At 73.1% G+C, this 14,057-nt stretch carries 14 protein-coding genes (1 of these 14 cut by a window edge); 6 read left to right on the forward strand and 8 right to left on the reverse strand.

The genetic code is table 11. The features are described from left to right. Positions 1 to 535, reverse strand: partial view of a tyrosine--tRNA ligase gene (gene tyrS, locus Gocc_RS05430; RefSeq protein WP_114795506.1) — the 5' end (the start) only. The gene continues 617 nt to the left of window position 1, outside the view; only the first 535 of its 1,152 coding nucleotides appear in the window; it begins with the start codon at positions 533 to 535; its stop codon lies off the left edge, out of view. A gap of 129 nt (positions 536 to 664) precedes the next feature. On the opposite strand from tyrS, the gene Gocc_RS05435 reads away from it, so the two are divergent. From Gocc_RS05435 to Gocc_RS05450, 4 genes are all read left to right on the forward strand, one after another. Further along, entirely contained in the window at positions 665 to 1,258 is a 594-nt protein-coding gene (locus Gocc_RS05435) for a sigma-70 family RNA polymerase sigma factor (protein WP_181813399.1), read from the forward strand. Then, a complete protein-coding gene (locus Gocc_RS05440) occupies positions 1,234 to 1,944 on the forward strand; it encodes an anti-sigma factor (protein ID WP_114795508.1) in 711 nt (236 codons plus the stop codon). Before Gocc_RS05435 ends, Gocc_RS05440 begins: the two co-directional genes overlap by 25 nt. Positions 1,945 to 2,003: 59 nt before the next feature. Then, positions 2,004 to 3,983: a RecQ family ATP-dependent DNA helicase gene (locus Gocc_RS05445; RefSeq protein WP_114795509.1), complete on the forward strand. Its 1,980-nt coding sequence runs from the start codon at positions 2,004 to 2,006 to the stop codon at positions 3,981 to 3,983. Positions 3,984 to 4,120: 137 nt separating this feature from the next. Beyond that, positions 4,121 to 6,517, forward strand: coding sequence for a PBP1A family penicillin-binding protein (locus Gocc_RS05450; RefSeq protein WP_181813400.1), 2,397 nt, complete (start codon positions 4,121 to 4,123; stop codon positions 6,515 to 6,517). Here Gocc_RS05450 and Gocc_RS05455 read toward each other — a convergent pair. Together Gocc_RS05455 and Gocc_RS05460 are read right to left on the reverse strand one after the other, a co-directional pair. Next, on the reverse strand, positions 6,474 to 7,085 hold the full coding sequence (locus Gocc_RS05455) for a DNA-3-methyladenine glycosylase (protein WP_114795511.1): 612 nt from the start codon (positions 7,083 to 7,085) through the stop codon (positions 6,474 to 6,476). The two genes, Gocc_RS05450 and Gocc_RS05455, sit on opposite strands and share 44 nt — an antisense overlap. Then, entirely contained in the window at positions 7,078 to 7,338 is a 261-nt protein-coding gene (locus Gocc_RS05460) for a hypothetical protein (RefSeq protein ID WP_181813401.1), read from the reverse strand. The genes Gocc_RS05455 and Gocc_RS05460 overlap by 8 nt, the downstream gene beginning before the upstream one ends. 101 nt (positions 7,339 to 7,439) lie before the next feature. On the opposite strand from Gocc_RS05460, the gene Gocc_RS05465 reads away from it, so the two are divergent. Beyond that, positions 7,440 to 8,567, forward strand: a complete 1,128-nt coding sequence (locus tag Gocc_RS05465; RefSeq protein WP_245904878.1) for a DegT/DnrJ/EryC1/StrS family aminotransferase — start codon at positions 7,440 to 7,442, stop codon at positions 8,565 to 8,567. Positions 8,568 to 8,577: 10 nt separating this feature from the next. Here the strand turns inward: Gocc_RS05465 and Gocc_RS05470 are convergent, their stop codons facing one another. From Gocc_RS05470 to Gocc_RS05490, 5 genes are read right to left on the reverse strand one after another with little or no spacing between them, the layout of a single operon-like run. Further along, positions 8,578 to 9,504 (reverse strand): branched-chain amino acid transaminase, encoded by a 927-nt coding sequence (locus Gocc_RS05470; RefSeq protein WP_114795513.1) that lies wholly within the window; start codon positions 9,502 to 9,504, stop codon positions 8,578 to 8,580. Between the two features lie 33 nt (positions 9,505 to 9,537). Further along, positions 9,538 to 10,026, reverse strand: a complete 489-nt coding sequence (locus Gocc_RS05475; RefSeq protein ID WP_114795514.1) for an aminoacyl-tRNA deacylase — start codon at positions 10,024 to 10,026, stop codon at positions 9,538 to 9,540. A gap of 17 nt (positions 10,027 to 10,043) precedes the next feature. Next, positions 10,044 to 10,475, reverse strand: coding sequence for a methyltransferase family protein (locus Gocc_RS05480; protein WP_114795515.1), 432 nt, complete (start codon positions 10,473 to 10,475; stop codon positions 10,044 to 10,046). A 29-nt stretch (positions 10,476 to 10,504) separates the two neighbouring features. Further along, complete coding sequence (serA, locus tag Gocc_RS05485) at positions 10,505 to 12,079, reverse strand: phosphoglycerate dehydrogenase (protein WP_114795516.1); 1,575 nt, start codon at positions 12,077 to 12,079, stop codon at positions 10,505 to 10,507. Between the two features lie 2 nt (positions 12,080 to 12,081). Beyond that, on the reverse strand, positions 12,082 to 13,233 hold the full coding sequence (locus Gocc_RS05490; RefSeq protein WP_114795517.1) for a pyridoxal-phosphate-dependent aminotransferase family protein: 1,152 nt from the start codon (positions 13,231 to 13,233) through the stop codon (positions 12,082 to 12,084). Positions 13,234 to 13,349: 116 nt separating this feature from the next. Here Gocc_RS05490 and Gocc_RS05495 point away from each other — a divergent pair, with 116 nt between their 5' ends. Beyond that, complete coding sequence (locus Gocc_RS05495; RefSeq protein WP_114795518.1) at positions 13,350 to 14,018, forward strand: hypothetical protein; 669 nt, start codon at positions 13,350 to 13,352, stop codon at positions 14,016 to 14,018. Positions 14,019 to 14,057 lie beyond the last annotated feature (39 nt).

Consider the following 14,057-nt stretch of genomic DNA (forward strand, 5'->3'; position numbering starts at 1 on the left):
CGGCTCCGATCGCGACGGAGTCGTAGGCCTGCATGAGCGGGTAGAGCATCTCCGACAGGGAGATCGGCTCGTGCGCTGCGAAGCGCTTGGCGAAGTCGTCGCGCTCGAGCAGGCGCGCGACGGTCATCGTGCGAGTCAGCCGTACGACCTCGGCGTAGCTCAGCTTGCCGAGCCACTCGCTGTTGAAGCGCACCTCCGTGCGCGACTCGTCGAGCACCCGGAACGCCTGGCCCGCGAAGTGGCGGGCGTTGGCGTCGAGATCCTCGTCGGCGAGCAGCGGCCGCTCCTTCGACCGGCCGGACGGATCGCCGATGCGGGCCGTGTAGTCGCCGACGATGAGGACGACGGTGTGCCCGGCCTGCTGGAACTCGGCGAGGCGGTCGAGCACGAACGCGAAGCCGAGGTGGATGTCGGGCGAGGTCGGGTCGATGCCGAGCTTGACGCGCAGCGGGCGGCCGGTCTCCAGCTTCTCGTCGAGGCCGCCGCTCGGCAGGAGGTCGACGACGTGTCGCGTGAGGGCCGGCGGAGCGTCCATGAGGTGCGAGCGTAGATGATGCCCTGCCCGCCCGACGCCGAACCGGCCGGGCAGCGGGGCCGAATCAGCAACGTGGCGGCTCTCGCGGACACCCTGGTAGCGTTGCCCGCACCACCGGATCGCCGGTCCATGCGCAGGCATCTTGCACATCTCTCCGACGAGGCGCTCGTCGCCCTCGTCGCCCGCGGCGACGAGCCGGCGCTCGCCGAGCTCTACGACCGTGTCGGCCGGGTCGCGTACGGCCTCGCCTTCAGGGTGCTGCGCGACGAGCGCCTCGCCGAGGACGCGGTGCAGGAGGCGTTTCTCGCCGTCTGGCGCACCGCCGCCCGCTTCACGGCGGAGCGGGCGAAGGCGAGCACCTGGATCCTCACCATCGTGCACCGGCGCGCGGTCGATCTCGTGCGCAGGGAGGAGCACCGCCGCGCCGAGCCGCTCGACGCCGAGCCCGAAGAGGCGGCGGCGACGGACTCGGCCGAGGAGGCGGCGTGGCTCGGCTTCGAGCGCGACCGCGTGCAGGCGGCCTTGAAGCAGCTCCCCGACGCGCAGCGCGAGGCGATCGAGCTCGCCTACTACGGCGGCTTCTCGCAGTCGGAGCTCGCCGAGAGGCTCGGACAGCCCCTGGGTACGATCAAGAGCAGGATGTTCGCGGGCCTCGCACGTCTGCGCGAGCTCCTCGACGAAGGAGCCGAGGAAGGGTCATGGAAGCCGCAATTCACGAGCTGACGGCGGGCTATGCCCTCGACGCTCTCGATCCCGAGGAGCGCGACGCCTTCGAGGATCACCTCGCCGGCTGCCCGCGCTGCCAGGAGGAGCTGGCCGCGTTCTGGGAGGTCTCGAGCGCGCTCGCGGCCGCCGCGGCCGGCCCGGCGCCGTCGAGCTACCTGCGCGAGCGCATCCTCGAGAGCGCGCGGGCCGAGAAGCGGAACGTGATCCCGATCGCGCCGCGCCGGCGCGCGGCCTTCCCCGTGCTCGCGTCGGTGTCGGCGCTCGCGGCCGCGGTCGCGATCGGCCTCGGGATCTACGCCCTCTCGCTCGACGCGAAGCTCGACGAGACGCGCGCGGCGCTCGCGCGGCAGCACGGCGTCGCCGCCGTCCTCGCGGACCCGGCGGCGAAGACCGTGGCGCTCACGCAGGGCGACGGCCGCGTGGTCGTGTCCGGCTCGCGTGACGCCGTGCTCGTGCTCGACAACGCCGGGCCGCTCCCGCCGGGCAAGACGTACCAGGCCTGGGTCATCGGCGCCGGCAGGAAGCCGCAGCCCGCCGGCACCTTCGCGACGAGCGACGGCCGTGCGGTCGTCAGGATCGGCATGCCCGTGCCGGTGCAGGGCGTGGTGGCGGTCACCGTCGAGGACGCGGGCGGCGCCACGACCCCCACGCTCCCCCTCGTCGCCGCATCGAAGCCCGTCTAGCGCCGGCACCGCCGCAGACGGCACACACGCGTTCCGATCCGGACCGTACACTCGTTCGCATGCCCGATCTCGCCCCGCAGCTGCGCCGCCTGTTCGGCTTCGACGCCTTCCGCCCCGGGCAGGAGGCGGTCGTGCGCGCCGCGGTCGAAGGACGCGACACGCTGGCGCTCATGCCCACGGGCTCGGGCAAGTCGCTCACCTACCAGCTCGCCGCGATGCTGCGGCCCGAGCCGACGCTCGTGCTGTCGCCGCTGATCGCCCTCATGAAGGACCAGGTCGACAAGCTGCCCCCGGAGATCGCCGCCACGGCCACGTTCGTGAACTCGTCGCTCGAGCCCGGAGAGGCGGCCGCGCGCATCGACGGTGTCGCTTCCGGGCGCACGCGCCTGCTGTACGCGGCGCCCGAGCGGCTGCGCAGCGGCGCCTTCGTCGAGATGCTGAGGCGCATCGGGGTCGGGCTCGTCGTCATCGACGAGGTGCACTGCGTGAGCATGTGGGGCCACGACTTCAGACCGGACTACCTCTTCATCCGGCGCGCGCTCGCCGAGTTCGGCGAGCCGGCGGTGCTCGGCATGACGGCGACCGCGACGCCGGCGACGGCGCGCGAGATCGCGGCGGCCCTCGGTCGCGAGCTCGAGGTCGTGCGCACGAGCGTCGTCCGCACCAACCTGCGCTACGACGTCGCGGAGGTGAGCGGCAACGAGGACCGCCTGCGCGTGCTCGTCGAACGCATCGGCCGTCTCGAGGGCGGCAGCACGATCGTCTATGCCCGTTCGCGCGACTCCTGCGAGCGCATCGCACGCACGCTGCGCGGTCACGGCCTGCGCCTCGAGCACTACCACGCGGGACTGGAGGCCGCGGAGCGGACGCGTGTCCAGGACGACTTCCTCGCGGGACGGATCCAGGGCGTCGTCGCGACGACGGCGTTCGGCATGGGCATCGACAAGCCGGATGTCCGCCTCGTCTGCCTCGTCAACTATCCCGACTCGCTCGAGAGCTACGTGCAACAGGTCGGCCGCGCCGGACGCGACGGGAGGCCGAGCGACACGCTGCTGCTCGCGAGCCCGTCCGACGCGACCGCGGTGCGCCGCTTCGCCGTCTCCGACATCCCCGGCCCCGACGACCTCCGCCGTGTCTACCGCGCGCTGCGCGAACGCGGCGGGATCGCCGAGCCGGAGACGCTCGCAACCGCGATCGGCGGCGACCACGACCCGCGCGTCCTCGTCGGCATGCTCGAGCAGGCCGGCATCGTCCGGCGCGGATACGACAGCGGCCGGGCCATGCGCGTCGAGCTGCTGCCCGCCGGCGACGGTGCCGGCGCCACGCTCGATGCGCTGCTCGAGCGGTACGCCCGCGAGGCCGAGGCGCGCGTGGAGCGGATCGTCGCCTTCGCGGAGTCGAGGCGCTGCCGGCACCGGCAGGTGGCCGAGCACTTCGGCGAGACGCTCGAAGCTCCCTGCGGCGCCTGCGACGTGTGCGACCCGCCCTCGGCCTCGCGTGCGCGGCCCCCGGCCACACCGCTTCCCAGCGACGTCGCGACCGCGATCGTGCGGGCCGTCGAAAGCCTCGCGTGGCCCGTCGGGCGGCGCTCCCTCGTCGCCATGCTGCGCGGCTCCGTCACGGCGCCGCGCTCGGCCCGTGGCTCCCTCTCGTTCGGCATCCTCGCACGGGCCTCCGAGGCCGAGGTGAAGCGATGGATCGGCGCACTCGAGACCGCGGGCGCGCTGCTCGAGATCGAGACGAAGGACGGCTACCGGGTGCTGAAGGCGATCCCGGGCGTGCCGCTGCCCGTGATCGGCCCGAAGGCCTCGAGCCCCGCCGACGACGCAACGGTGGAGCGGCTGCGGGAGTGGCGGCGCGAGCGCTCCCGCGCCGACGGCGTTCCCGCCTACGTCGTCCTCAGCGACGCGACCCTGCGCGAGATCGCCGCAGCAAGGCCGGCGAGCCGCGCCGAGCTTGCGGGCGTGAAGGGGTTCGGCCCCGCGAAGCTCGAGCGCTACGGGGACGCCGTGCTCGGGCTGGTCGCCGCGAGCTCGTAGACCCCGCCTGCGCGCGCGTGCCCGCTGCGCACAGGGCAGCGAGGGCTACAATCCGGGGGTTGCGGCTTCGACGAAGAACCGGGGTCCCGCGTCGCCGGGGCCGGATTCGCAAGCTGCGCCTCCTGGCAGTGCTGACGGTGCTGACGCTGTTGGCGGGCGTGGCGTTCTCGTTCGGTCTCGTTCGCGCGATCGCGAGCGAGATCCCCACACTCGACCCCGCGCAGCAGCAGGCGTCGAAGCAGGTCGACAGCGTCGTCTACGCGGTCGACCCGGCCGACCCGCGGAACCGGAGGGTGCTGGCGGTGCTTCGCGGCGACGAGAGCCGCGTGTTGCTGTCGGACATCGCCGAGGTCGCGCCGATCATGCGCCAGGCGATCGTGTCCGTCGAGGACAGGCGCTTCTACGAGCACAACGGGGTCGACGTCCGCGGTATCGCGCGCGCCGTGTGGCAGGACATCCGCTCGCAGAGCGTCGTCGAGGGCGGCTCCACGATCACGCAGCAGTTCGTCAAGAACGCCTACGTGACGAACCGGCGCACGATCGCGCGCAAGGTGCGCGAGGCGGCGCTCGCCTGGCAGCTCGAGCAGCGCTGGTCGAAGGACCGCATCCTGCTCGCCTACCTCAACACGATCTACTTCGGCAACGGCGCCTACGGCGTCCAGCAGGCGGCCCGGACGTACTTCGGCAAGGGCGCCGCGAGGCTGACGCTCGCCGAGGCGGCGCTGCTCGCGGGTCTCCCGGCCGACCCGTCGCTCTACGACCCGGTGCAGCATCCGCGCGCATCCAGGCTGCGCCGGCGCTACGTCCTGCAGACGATGTTCGACCAGGGGAAGATCACCGAACGGCAGCTGCAGACGGCGTCGGACGCTCCCCTCCCGAAGCCCGGCGACGTGCGGCTGCCGGGGACACGGGGCCCCGCCCAGTACTTCGTCAACTACGTCAAGGACCAGCTCGTGGCGAAGTACGGCGCCGGGCAGGTGTTCGGAGGCGGTCTCAAGGTAACGACGACGATCGACCTGCGCCTGCAGGAGCTCGCCCGGCGGGCGATCGACAAGGTGCTGACGCGCCCGGGCGGCCCGTCCGCGGCGCTCGTCGCCATCGACCCCGCTACGGGCGCCGTCCGCGCGATGGTCGGAGGCACCAACTACCGCGAGAGCCAGTTCAACCTGGCGACGCAGGCCGAGCGCCAGCCCGGCTCGTCGTTCAAGCCGATCGTCCTCGCCACCGCGCTCCGGCAGGGCATCTCCCCCGTCACGCAGTTCGAGTCGAAACCCGTCGAGATCGACGCCGGCGACCGCATCTGGCGCGTCACGAACTACGAGGGCTCGTACCTGGGGCGGGTCGACCTCGCCCGCGCGATGGTCTCCTCCGACAACGCCGTGTACGCACAGCTCACGAAGCTCGTCGGACCGAAGGGGATCGTCGCGACAGCGCACGCCCTCGGCATCCGCAGCCCCCTCGACCCCTACTTCTCGATCGGGCTCGGCGCCGTCGCCGTCAATCCGCTCGACATGACACGCGCCTACGCGACGTTCGCAAACGACGGCAAGCGCGTCGACGGGACGCTGACCGGCGACAAGCCGCGGGTGATCGAGCAGGTGGAGTTCGCCCGCTCGGGCCGCGTCCTGAGGAACGAGCCGGTGGGAGAGCAGGTGCTGCCCCCTCCGGAAGCGCAGCTGCTGACATCGATCCTCGAGCGTGTCGTCGCGCAGGGCACCGGCAAGCGCGCGGCCCTACCGGGACTCCCCGCGGCGGGCAAGACGGGCACCACCGACAACTACGGCGACGCCTGGTTCGTCGGCTACACGCCCCAGCTCGCGGTCGCCGTCTGGGTGGGGTATCCCGACGAGCTCAAGCCGATGCTGACGGAGTTCGGAGGGAAGCCGGTCACGGGCGGCACGCTGCCCGCGGAGATCTGGAAGGCGTTCATGGAGGCGGCGCTGAAGGAGCGCAAGCAGACGCCGCAGCAGTTCGCGCCGGCGCCGTACATCCCGGCACAGGAGCGGCGCATCGTCTGGCGCGGCGGCTCCTACAAGCTCGACAACGGCCTCTGCCGCGACACGCTCACGGTCGCCTACTTCGCCGGGCGCGGGCCGCAGACACAGGCGACGTGCTACGCGAACGAGGTGGCGGTGCCGCTCGTCGTCGGTCTCACCGCCGCGGCGGCGCAGTCGCGGCTCGCCGCGCAGCCGCTCGACGCGGAGATTATCGGCGTACCGGCGCAGGCGGGCAAGCGGCCCGGGTACGTGCTCAGGCAGGAGCCGCGCTCGGGATTCCTCTCCGCACGGGACAGCGTGCGCCTCTACGTGACGCGCCCGGACCCGCGCTACGGGCTGCTGCCGAATCTCGTCGGCTCGAGCGTGAAGGCAGCGCGGGAGCGGCTGCGGCGGCTGCAGGCGAGACCGCGGATCGCCTTCGCGGCCGGACCCGCGGGCATCGTGCTCGAGCAGTCGCCGGAGCCGGGTGTCGCCGCCGGGCCCGGGTTGCGCGTCACGCTGGTCGTGGCCCCCGCGACAGCCACGACGAGCCCCTGAGCACGTAGCGCCACGGCAGATCGGCCCCGCTCGTGATGCCGACCCGCGCCGTTGCCGCGATGTCCGCCGTCCCCGCAGGCGGCTGCAGCGCGAACGGCGGCCGGTCGAGCCGGGCACCGTCGTGCGCGCCGGTGATCGCAAGCGCCTGCGTGAGCCGGCCGGGCCCCGAGCAGAGCAGACCGACGTCGTCGACGCCCCGGCGCTCGCGCATCGTCTCGACCCCGTGCGTCGGCTGGAGCGCGCGAATGAGCACGGCCGCCCCGACGCCCTCCGGCTCGCACACGATGTTCGCGCACCAGTGGATCCCGTACGAGCGATACACGTACAGCCGCCCGGGCGGTCCGAACATGGCGGCATTGCGGGCGCTAGGGCCGCGGAAGGAATGGCTCGCAGGGTCGTCCGGCGCGTACGCCTCCACCTCGACGATCGTCCCGCCGACCCCGTCCACGAGCAGCGTCGCGCCGAGCAGGCTGCGGGCGACCTCGTGGACGCCGCCGGCGAGCGATCTCACGAGGCGGCCGCCCCCACACGACGTGCCGCGCGCGGCCGCGGCCGCGCGCTCATGCATCGAAGAGCGGATCCTGGCTGACCTGCGGGCGCCGGGCGCGGGTCGCCGTCTCGCTCTCCCCCGCCGCCCCCATCTCCTCGAGGATCGACTCCTGCGTCCTGGAGGCCACGATCGGGTCGGGTATCCCCTCGACCCACACGAGCGTGCGACGGCCGTTTCCGCGCTCCTCGCCCGTGATCGGCTCGAGCGCGTAGATGCGGTCGGCGCGCGCGTACTTGCCGAAGCCGAGGAACACCATCCGGGACGCAGCCATCGTCCCCACAGTATGGGCGATGCGGCCCGTGGAGGACGATGCGCGGCGCACGCCGCGAGCGCCGCGCGAGGAGGCTGCGCCGCCCGGTAGGCTCGCCGTCGGTGTCACGCATCTACCTCTCCCCGCCGCATCCGTCCGGCCGCGAGGTCGAGCTCGTCAGAGACGCGATCGAGTCGAACTGGCTCGCGCCCCTCGGCCCGCACGTCGACGCGTTCGAGCGCGAGCTGTCCGCGCTGGTGGGGGTCGAGAACGCGCTCGCGCTGTCCAGCGGCACCGCCGCCCTGCACCTCGCTCTCACCGTGCTCGGCATCGGCGCGGGCGACGAGGTCGCGTGTTCGACGCTGACGTTCGCGGCAAGCGCCAACGCGATCCGCTACACCGGCGCGACGCCGTTCTTCGTCGACTGCGACGCGGCGACATGGACGATCGACGCCGCCCTCCTCGACGAGGCGATCGCGGGCCGTCGTCGCGCGGGGGCGCGCGTGCGCGCGGTCGTCGCCGTCGACCTCTACGGCCAGTGCTGCGACTACGACGCGCTGCAGGAGGTCTGCGCGGGTCACGAGGTCGTTCTCGTGCAGGACGCCGCAGAGTCGCTCGGAGCGACCTACCGCGGCGCCCCGTCCGGAGGACAGGCCGCCCTTGCGGCCTTCTCGTTCAACGGCAACAAGATCATCACGACGAGCGGCGGCGGCATGCTCGTGGGGGCCGATCCCGACCTGATCGCGCACGCACGGAAGCTGTCGACGCAGGCGCGTGAACCGGCACCGCACTACGAGCACTCCGAGATCGGGTTCAACTACCGCCTGAGCAACGTGCTCGCCGCGCTCGGCCGCGCCCAGCTCGCCGTGCTCGGCGACCGTGTCGCCGCCCGCAGGCGCATCAACGCGCGCTACCGAGCGCTGCTCGCCGACGCGCCGGGCATCTCGTTCATGCCCGAGGCGCCCTACGGGACCGGCAACGCCTGGCTCACGTGCATCCTCGTCGACCCGGAGCGGTTCGGTGCCGACCGCGAGGCGATCCGGCTCGCGCTCGAGGCTGTCGACATCGAGGCGCGGCCGGTGTGGAAGCCGATGCACCTGCAGCCGCTGTTCTCGGGCTACCCGGTCGCCGGCGGCGACGTGTCCGCGCGCCTGTTCGAGCGCGGTCTCTGCCTGCCGAGCGGCTCCGCGCTCTCGGACGCCGAGCAGGATCGCGTCGTGGCGGCGCTCCGCTCCGCGTCCTGCCGCTGAGCGCCGCGGCTCAGGCCTCCGTCGGCACCGTCTCGACGACGTCGAGCCAGTGCGACCAGCGCTCGCTGCGCCCGTTCACCGTGTCCAGATAGTGCGTCTGCAGCTCGCGCGTGATCGGGCCGACCCCGAGCTCCTGGTCGTCGACGGCGCGCACCGGGGTCACCTCGGCGGCGGTGCCGGTCATGAACACCTCGTCGGCCAGGTACAGGTCGGAGCGGATCAGCGGCGTCTCCTCGACGACGTAGCCGAGATCCTGCGCGATCGTGATCACCGCGTCGCGCGTGAGGCCGGGCAGGATCGACGTCGACAGCGGCGGCGTGCGCACGATGCCGTTCTTGACGACGAAGATGTTCTCGCCGGGCCCGTCGGCGACGTAGCCGTCGTCGGTGAGCAGGATCGCCTCGTCGTAGCCGGCGCGCCGCGCCTCCGTCGTCGCCAGCATCGAGTTGAGGTAGACGCCGCTCGCCTTCGAGACGTGCGGGATCGTGTTCGCTCCCACCCGCTTCCACGACGAGATGCTCGCCGTGATGCCGCGCGCGAGCGCGTCCTCGCCGAGGTAGGCGCCCCACGGCCAGTTCATGATCACCGTCTCGACCGGGTTGCCCTGCGTGGAGACGCCGAGCTGGCCGTAGCCGTAGAACGCGATCGGGCGGATGTACGAGGCGGGCAGGCCGTTCGCGCGGACGAGCTCGTGGGTCGCCGCGCGCAGCTCCGAGACGGTGTACGGGATCTCCATGTAGAGGAGCCGCGCGGAGTCGTGCAGGCGCTGCATGTGGTCGCCGAGCCGGAACACCGCCGGCCCCGCGGGCGTCTCGTAGCAGCGGATGCCCTCGAACACACCCGAGCCGTAGTGGAGACCGTGCACGCCGACGTGGACCTTCGCATCGGCCCAGTCGACGAGCTCGCCGTTCATCCAGATCTTGTCGGTCTCCTGCATCGAGGCTCCTTGTCTGCGGTGTCGTCCGTCTGATTATGCGGGTTCCTGCACGAGGTCGGCGACCGCAGCGCGCGTGAGACGCAGGAGCTCCGTCGGCGCGAGACGGACGAGATGCTGCTCGGAGCCGCCGCCGACCCACACGACGGCGTGCGCGAGCAGCGTGTGCTCGATCAGCACCCGCTCGACGAGCGGGAGCGGGAACGGCGCCACCGCGCCGGGCTCGAATCCCGTCAGCGCGAGCACCCGCCCGGGCGGCGCGATCGTCGCGCCGCCCGCGCCGGCGGCCCGTGCGATCTTGCCGGCGTCGCCGCGGCGGTCACCGGGAACGAGGGCGAGGACGGGGGCGCCGTCGCACACGAGCACGAGCGACTTCACGATCTGGTCGAGCGCGCAGCCGATCGCCTCCGCCGCCTGCCGGGCGCTCGGCGCCCTCTCCTCGAGCTGCTCGAGCCGCGCCTCGGCTCCCGCGGCGCGCAGGAACGACGCCACGCGCTCGACAGGTTCCGGCCAGCCGCTCTGCATCCGCCCAGGCTATCCCGTCAGTACACGAACGGGATGATGCGTGCGCGCACCCGCCGCGTGTAGCCGGCGTACTCCGGGTAGACCTCGGCGAGCAGCCGCTCCTCGACGCGGGCCTTGCCCGCCCACAGGAGCCCGAGCGCGCCCGTGAGCACGAGCGCCGCGACGCTGGCCGTGAACAGCGCGTAGCCGCCGAAGAAGAGCAGCCCGCCGAGGTAGATCGGGTGCCGCACGAGCCTGTACGGACCCCTCTCGACGAGACCAGCCGGGACGGGCCGCGGGAACGGTGTCAGGGAGCGGCCGAGCGTCCGCGCGGCCCAGACGGCGAACACGAGCCCGGCGAGCGCGAGCGACGCGCCCACGACCGCCGTCGCCGTGCGCGCGCCCTCGGGCCAGCGCGAGGGCACGAAGCCGAGCGCGACGACGAATCCCATCAGCACGAACTGGGCCACCACCCAGCCTTCGCCGCGCCCGCGCACCGCTACCCGAGCTCGATGAAGCGCGCGTCGCCGAAGCCCACGTTGCGGAGCTCCTCGATCAGCGCATCGGAGGGAGGCTCGTCGACCGACAGCGCCATGAGCGCCTGCGAGCCGTCGCGCGTCCGCGAGACGGCCATGTTCGCGATGTTGGCGCCGTTCTCGCCGAACATCGTGCCGACCCGTCCGATCACTCCCGGAACGTCGTCGTAGCGGAAGAACACCATGTCGGAGGCGAGCTCGATGTCGATGCCGAATCCGTACGCGCTCGCGAGGAAGAGGCGCGGCTCGGGCCCGATCGTCGTCCCGGAGACCTCGACCTCGTCGCCGCCGCCGGCCGGGGTGACGCGCACCTCGACGAGGTTCGTGTAGTCGCGCGAGGCCCGCAACCGCTCCTCGGAGACCGCGATGCCGCGCTCGGCGGCGAGGAGCGGTGCGTTCACGTAGTTGACGGCCTGGTCGACCCGGCCCTGGAAGACGCCGTTCAACGCCGCCATCGTCAGCAGTCGCGTGTCGTAGTCGGACAGCGGCCCGTGGGCGGCGACGACGATCTTGCCGGGGCGGCCACCCGCGAGCTCGACCGCGAGGCGCCCGAGCTTGGAGGCGAGCGGGATGAACGGCCCCAGCACCTCCAGGTCGGCCTGGTCGACGACCGGGATGTTGACCGCGTTCGAGACGAGGCCGCCCTCCAGCGCGGCGGCGACCTGCTCCGCGATGATGACGCCTGCGCGGTCCTGCGCCTCGTCGGTCGAGGCGGCGAGATGCGGCGTCACCACGACCTCCTCGAGCTCGAGCAGCGGTCCCGTGTACGGCTCCCGCGAGAACACGTCCAGCGCGGCGCCCGCGAGCTTGCCGGAGCGGATCGCCTCGACGAGAGCGTCCTCGTCGACGAGCGCCCCGCGGGCCGCGTTGACGAGGCGTGCGCCGTCGCGCATCTTCGCGATCGACTCGCGGTTGATCATCCCGCGCGTCTCGTCGTTGAGCGGCGAGTGCAGCGTGAGGAAGTCGGCGGCCGCGAGCACGTCGTCGACCGTCGGCGCGTGCTCGACGCCGAGCTCGCGGAAGCGGTCGTCGGTCACGAACGGGTCGTAGGCGACGACCCGCATGCCGAGGCCGATCGCACGGCGGGCGACCTGCTGTCCGATGCGGCCGAAGCCGAGCACGCCGAGCGTCTTGCCGTCGAGCTCGACGCCGCTCCACGTCGAGCGCTCCCAGCGGCCCTGCTTCAGCGCGGCGTGCGCCTGGGGGATGTTGCGGGCGAGCGCGACGATGAGGCCGACCGTCTGCTCGGCGGCCGACACGACGGTCGACTCCGGGGCGTTCGCGACGACGATGCCGCGGCGGGTTGCGGCCTCGACGTCGACGTTGTCGACACCGACGCCCGCCCGGCCGATCACCTTCAACCTCTCCGCCCTCTCGATCAGGTCCGCGCCGACCTTCGTCGCCGAGCGGATGACGATCCCGTCGTAGGCCGCGATGATCTCCTCGAGCGGCGACTCCGTGTCGACGTCGACGTCGAACTTCGACCGCAGCAGCTCGATCCCGGCGTCGGCGATCGGCTCGCGGACGAGGACGCGCATGGTCAGACGGCGACGGTGGACGCGTACGCCTCGAGCGCGGCCGCCACCGCAGCTCCGCGCTCGACCGAAGCTCCCATCTCGGCGAGCTGCAGCTCGATCGCGCCGAGCGCCGTGGTGATGTCGAACACGTCGACGTAGCCGATGTGGCCGATGCGGAAGAGCCGGTCGACCACGTCCCCGTGCCCGCCGGCGATCGTGACGCCGTGGCGGTCGCGCAGCGCGAGGCGCAGCTCGACGGCGTCGATGCCCTCGGGCGTGAGGATGCCCGTGAGCACGGCGGCGCTGTCGTCGTCCGGCGAGTAGAGCTCGAGCCCCATCGCCCTGGCGCCGGCGCGGCAGGCGCGGCCGAGGGCGACGTGGCGTGCGAAGACGGCGGGGAGACCCTCGGCGAGGATCTGCTCGAGCGCCGTGTTGAGCGCGACGATCGTCGACGTCGCGGGCGTGAACGGCGTCTCGTTCCTCTCCTGGTTCGCGCGCGCGCGCGTCCAGTCCCAGTAGAAGCGCGGCAGCGTGGCCTGCTCGACCTTCGCCCACGCCCGCTCGGAAACCGACGCGAACGCGAGCCCGGGCGGGGTCATCAGCGCCTTCTGCGAGCCGGTGACGACGACGTCGACGCCCCACGCATCCGTCTCGAGCGGCACCGCGCCGAGGCTCGAGATGGCGTCCACGACCGAGATCGCGCCGGCATCGTCGCAGGCGGCGACGAGCCGCTCGACGTCGGACACGACGCCCGTGGACGTCTCGGAGTGCACGAGCAGCGCCACCAGCGCGCCGCTCGCGGCGAGCGCACGGCGGACGTCGTCGGGGCGCGGTGCCTCGCCCCAGGCGTACGTGAGCTCGACGACGTCGCAGCCGAAGGCGGCCGCCATCTTCTGCCAGCGGGTGCCGAAGTTGCCGTGCGAGACGGCGAGCACCTTCTCGCCGGGAGAGAGCAGGTTGACCACGGCGGACTCGAACGCGCCGGTGCCGGAGGCGCTGAACACGAGCACCTCGTTCTCCGTGCGGAACACCTGCCGCAAGCGGGCGCGCGTCTCCGCGAACACCGCCTTGAAGTCGGGCGAGCGGTGGTGCAGGACGGGCTCGCCCAGCGCCGCGAGCACCTCGGGCGGCACAGGTGTGGGGCCGGGCGTGAGAAGGTAGCGCTTCCGGGGCATCTGGACGAGAGCCTAGCGAGCCGGGGGCGAGCGACCCGCCGCATCCGTCCGCCGGCACGGACGGGCGCGGGCGGCAGAAGGCTTCGCGGCGCGGGAGCCCAGTACGCTCCCGTGCGATGGATGCGCTCCTCGCCTTCGCCGCGACGCTCGTGTCGCTGCGCCTCAGCGCCGACCTGCTGCGCCGCTACCGCGCGCGGCGGGCGCCCGAGCACGCCGCCTGGGCCGCGTCGCTCGCCGCGTTCGCGCTCGGCTCGGGCGCGCTCGCCTGGGCTGCCGCGGCAGGGTGGGACGATCGCGCCTTTCGCGCCTACTACCTGTTCGGCGGCCTGCTCACTGCGGCGCTGCTCGGCGCCGGCTCGCTGCTGCGGGCCGGGGTGCGCTGGGCCGGCCCCGCGGCGCTCGTCTACACCGGCATCGCCGTCGGCGTGGCGATCGCGATGCCGCTGGCGGCTCCGGTCGGCGGCGGCTCGATCCCCGACGCGCAGGCGCATCTCGACCTCTTTCCGGCCAGGATGCTGGCGATCGCCGGCAACTCGGCCGGCACGCTCGCCGCGGTCGCGGTGGCCGCCGCGGGGCTGCGGCGGCGGCCGCTCGGGAACGGGCTCGTGCTCGCCGGGCTCGCGGTCGCGGCACTCGGGAGCGCGCTCGCGGGGCTCGGGGAGGCCGAGTCGGCGCTCTTCTCGGCCGCCGCGGCGGTGCTCCTGTATGTGGGATTCGTGCTCCCTACGCGTCCCGCATCGACGCCGGCGGGCGGCTCCGACGGGCGCGCCGCCGCCGCTCCCTGAGCCAGACGACGGCGAGCGCCACCGCGACGACGAGCGCGA

The organism is Gaiella occulta, from assembly GCF_003351045.1.
GTDB lineage: Bacteria > Actinomycetota > Thermoleophilia > Gaiellales > Gaiellaceae > Gaiella > Gaiella occulta.

Coding starts and splice junctions, on each gene's coding strand:
- Gocc_RS05435 (WP_181813399.1), top strand. CDS start 665: ATGCGCAGGCATCTTGCACATCTCTCCGACGAGGCGCTCGTCGCCCTC.
- Gocc_RS05440 (WP_114795508.1), top strand. CDS start 1,234: ATGGAAGCCGCAATTCACGAGCTGACGGCGGGCTATGCCCTCGACGCT.
- Gocc_RS05445 (WP_114795509.1), top strand. CDS start 2,004: ATGCCCGATCTCGCCCCGCAGCTGCGCCGCCTGTTCGGCTTCGACGCC.
- Gocc_RS05455 (WP_114795511.1), bottom strand. CDS start 7,085: ATGCATGAGCGCGCGGCCGCGGCCGCGCGCGGCACGTCGTGTGGGGGC.
- Gocc_RS05460 (WP_181813401.1), bottom strand. CDS start 7,338: ATGGCTGCGTCCCGGATGGTGTTCCTCGGCTTCGGCAAGTACGCGCGC.
- Gocc_RS05470 (WP_114795513.1), bottom strand. CDS start 9,504: ATGCAGGAGACCGACAAGATCTGGATGAACGGCGAGCTCGTCGACTGG.
- Gocc_RS05475 (WP_114795514.1), bottom strand. CDS start 10,026: ATGCAGAGCGGCTGGCCGGAACCTGTCGAGCGCGTGGCGTCGTTCCTG.
- serA (WP_114795516.1), bottom strand. CDS start 12,079: ATGCGCGTCCTCGTCCGCGAGCCGATCGCCGACGCCGGGATCGAGCTG.
- Gocc_RS05490 (WP_114795517.1), bottom strand. CDS start 13,233: ATGCCCCGGAAGCGCTACCTTCTCACGCCCGGCCCCACACCTGTGCCG.
- Gocc_RS05495 (WP_114795518.1), top strand. CDS start 13,350: ATGGATGCGCTCCTCGCCTTCGCCGCGACGCTCGTGTCGCTGCGCCTC.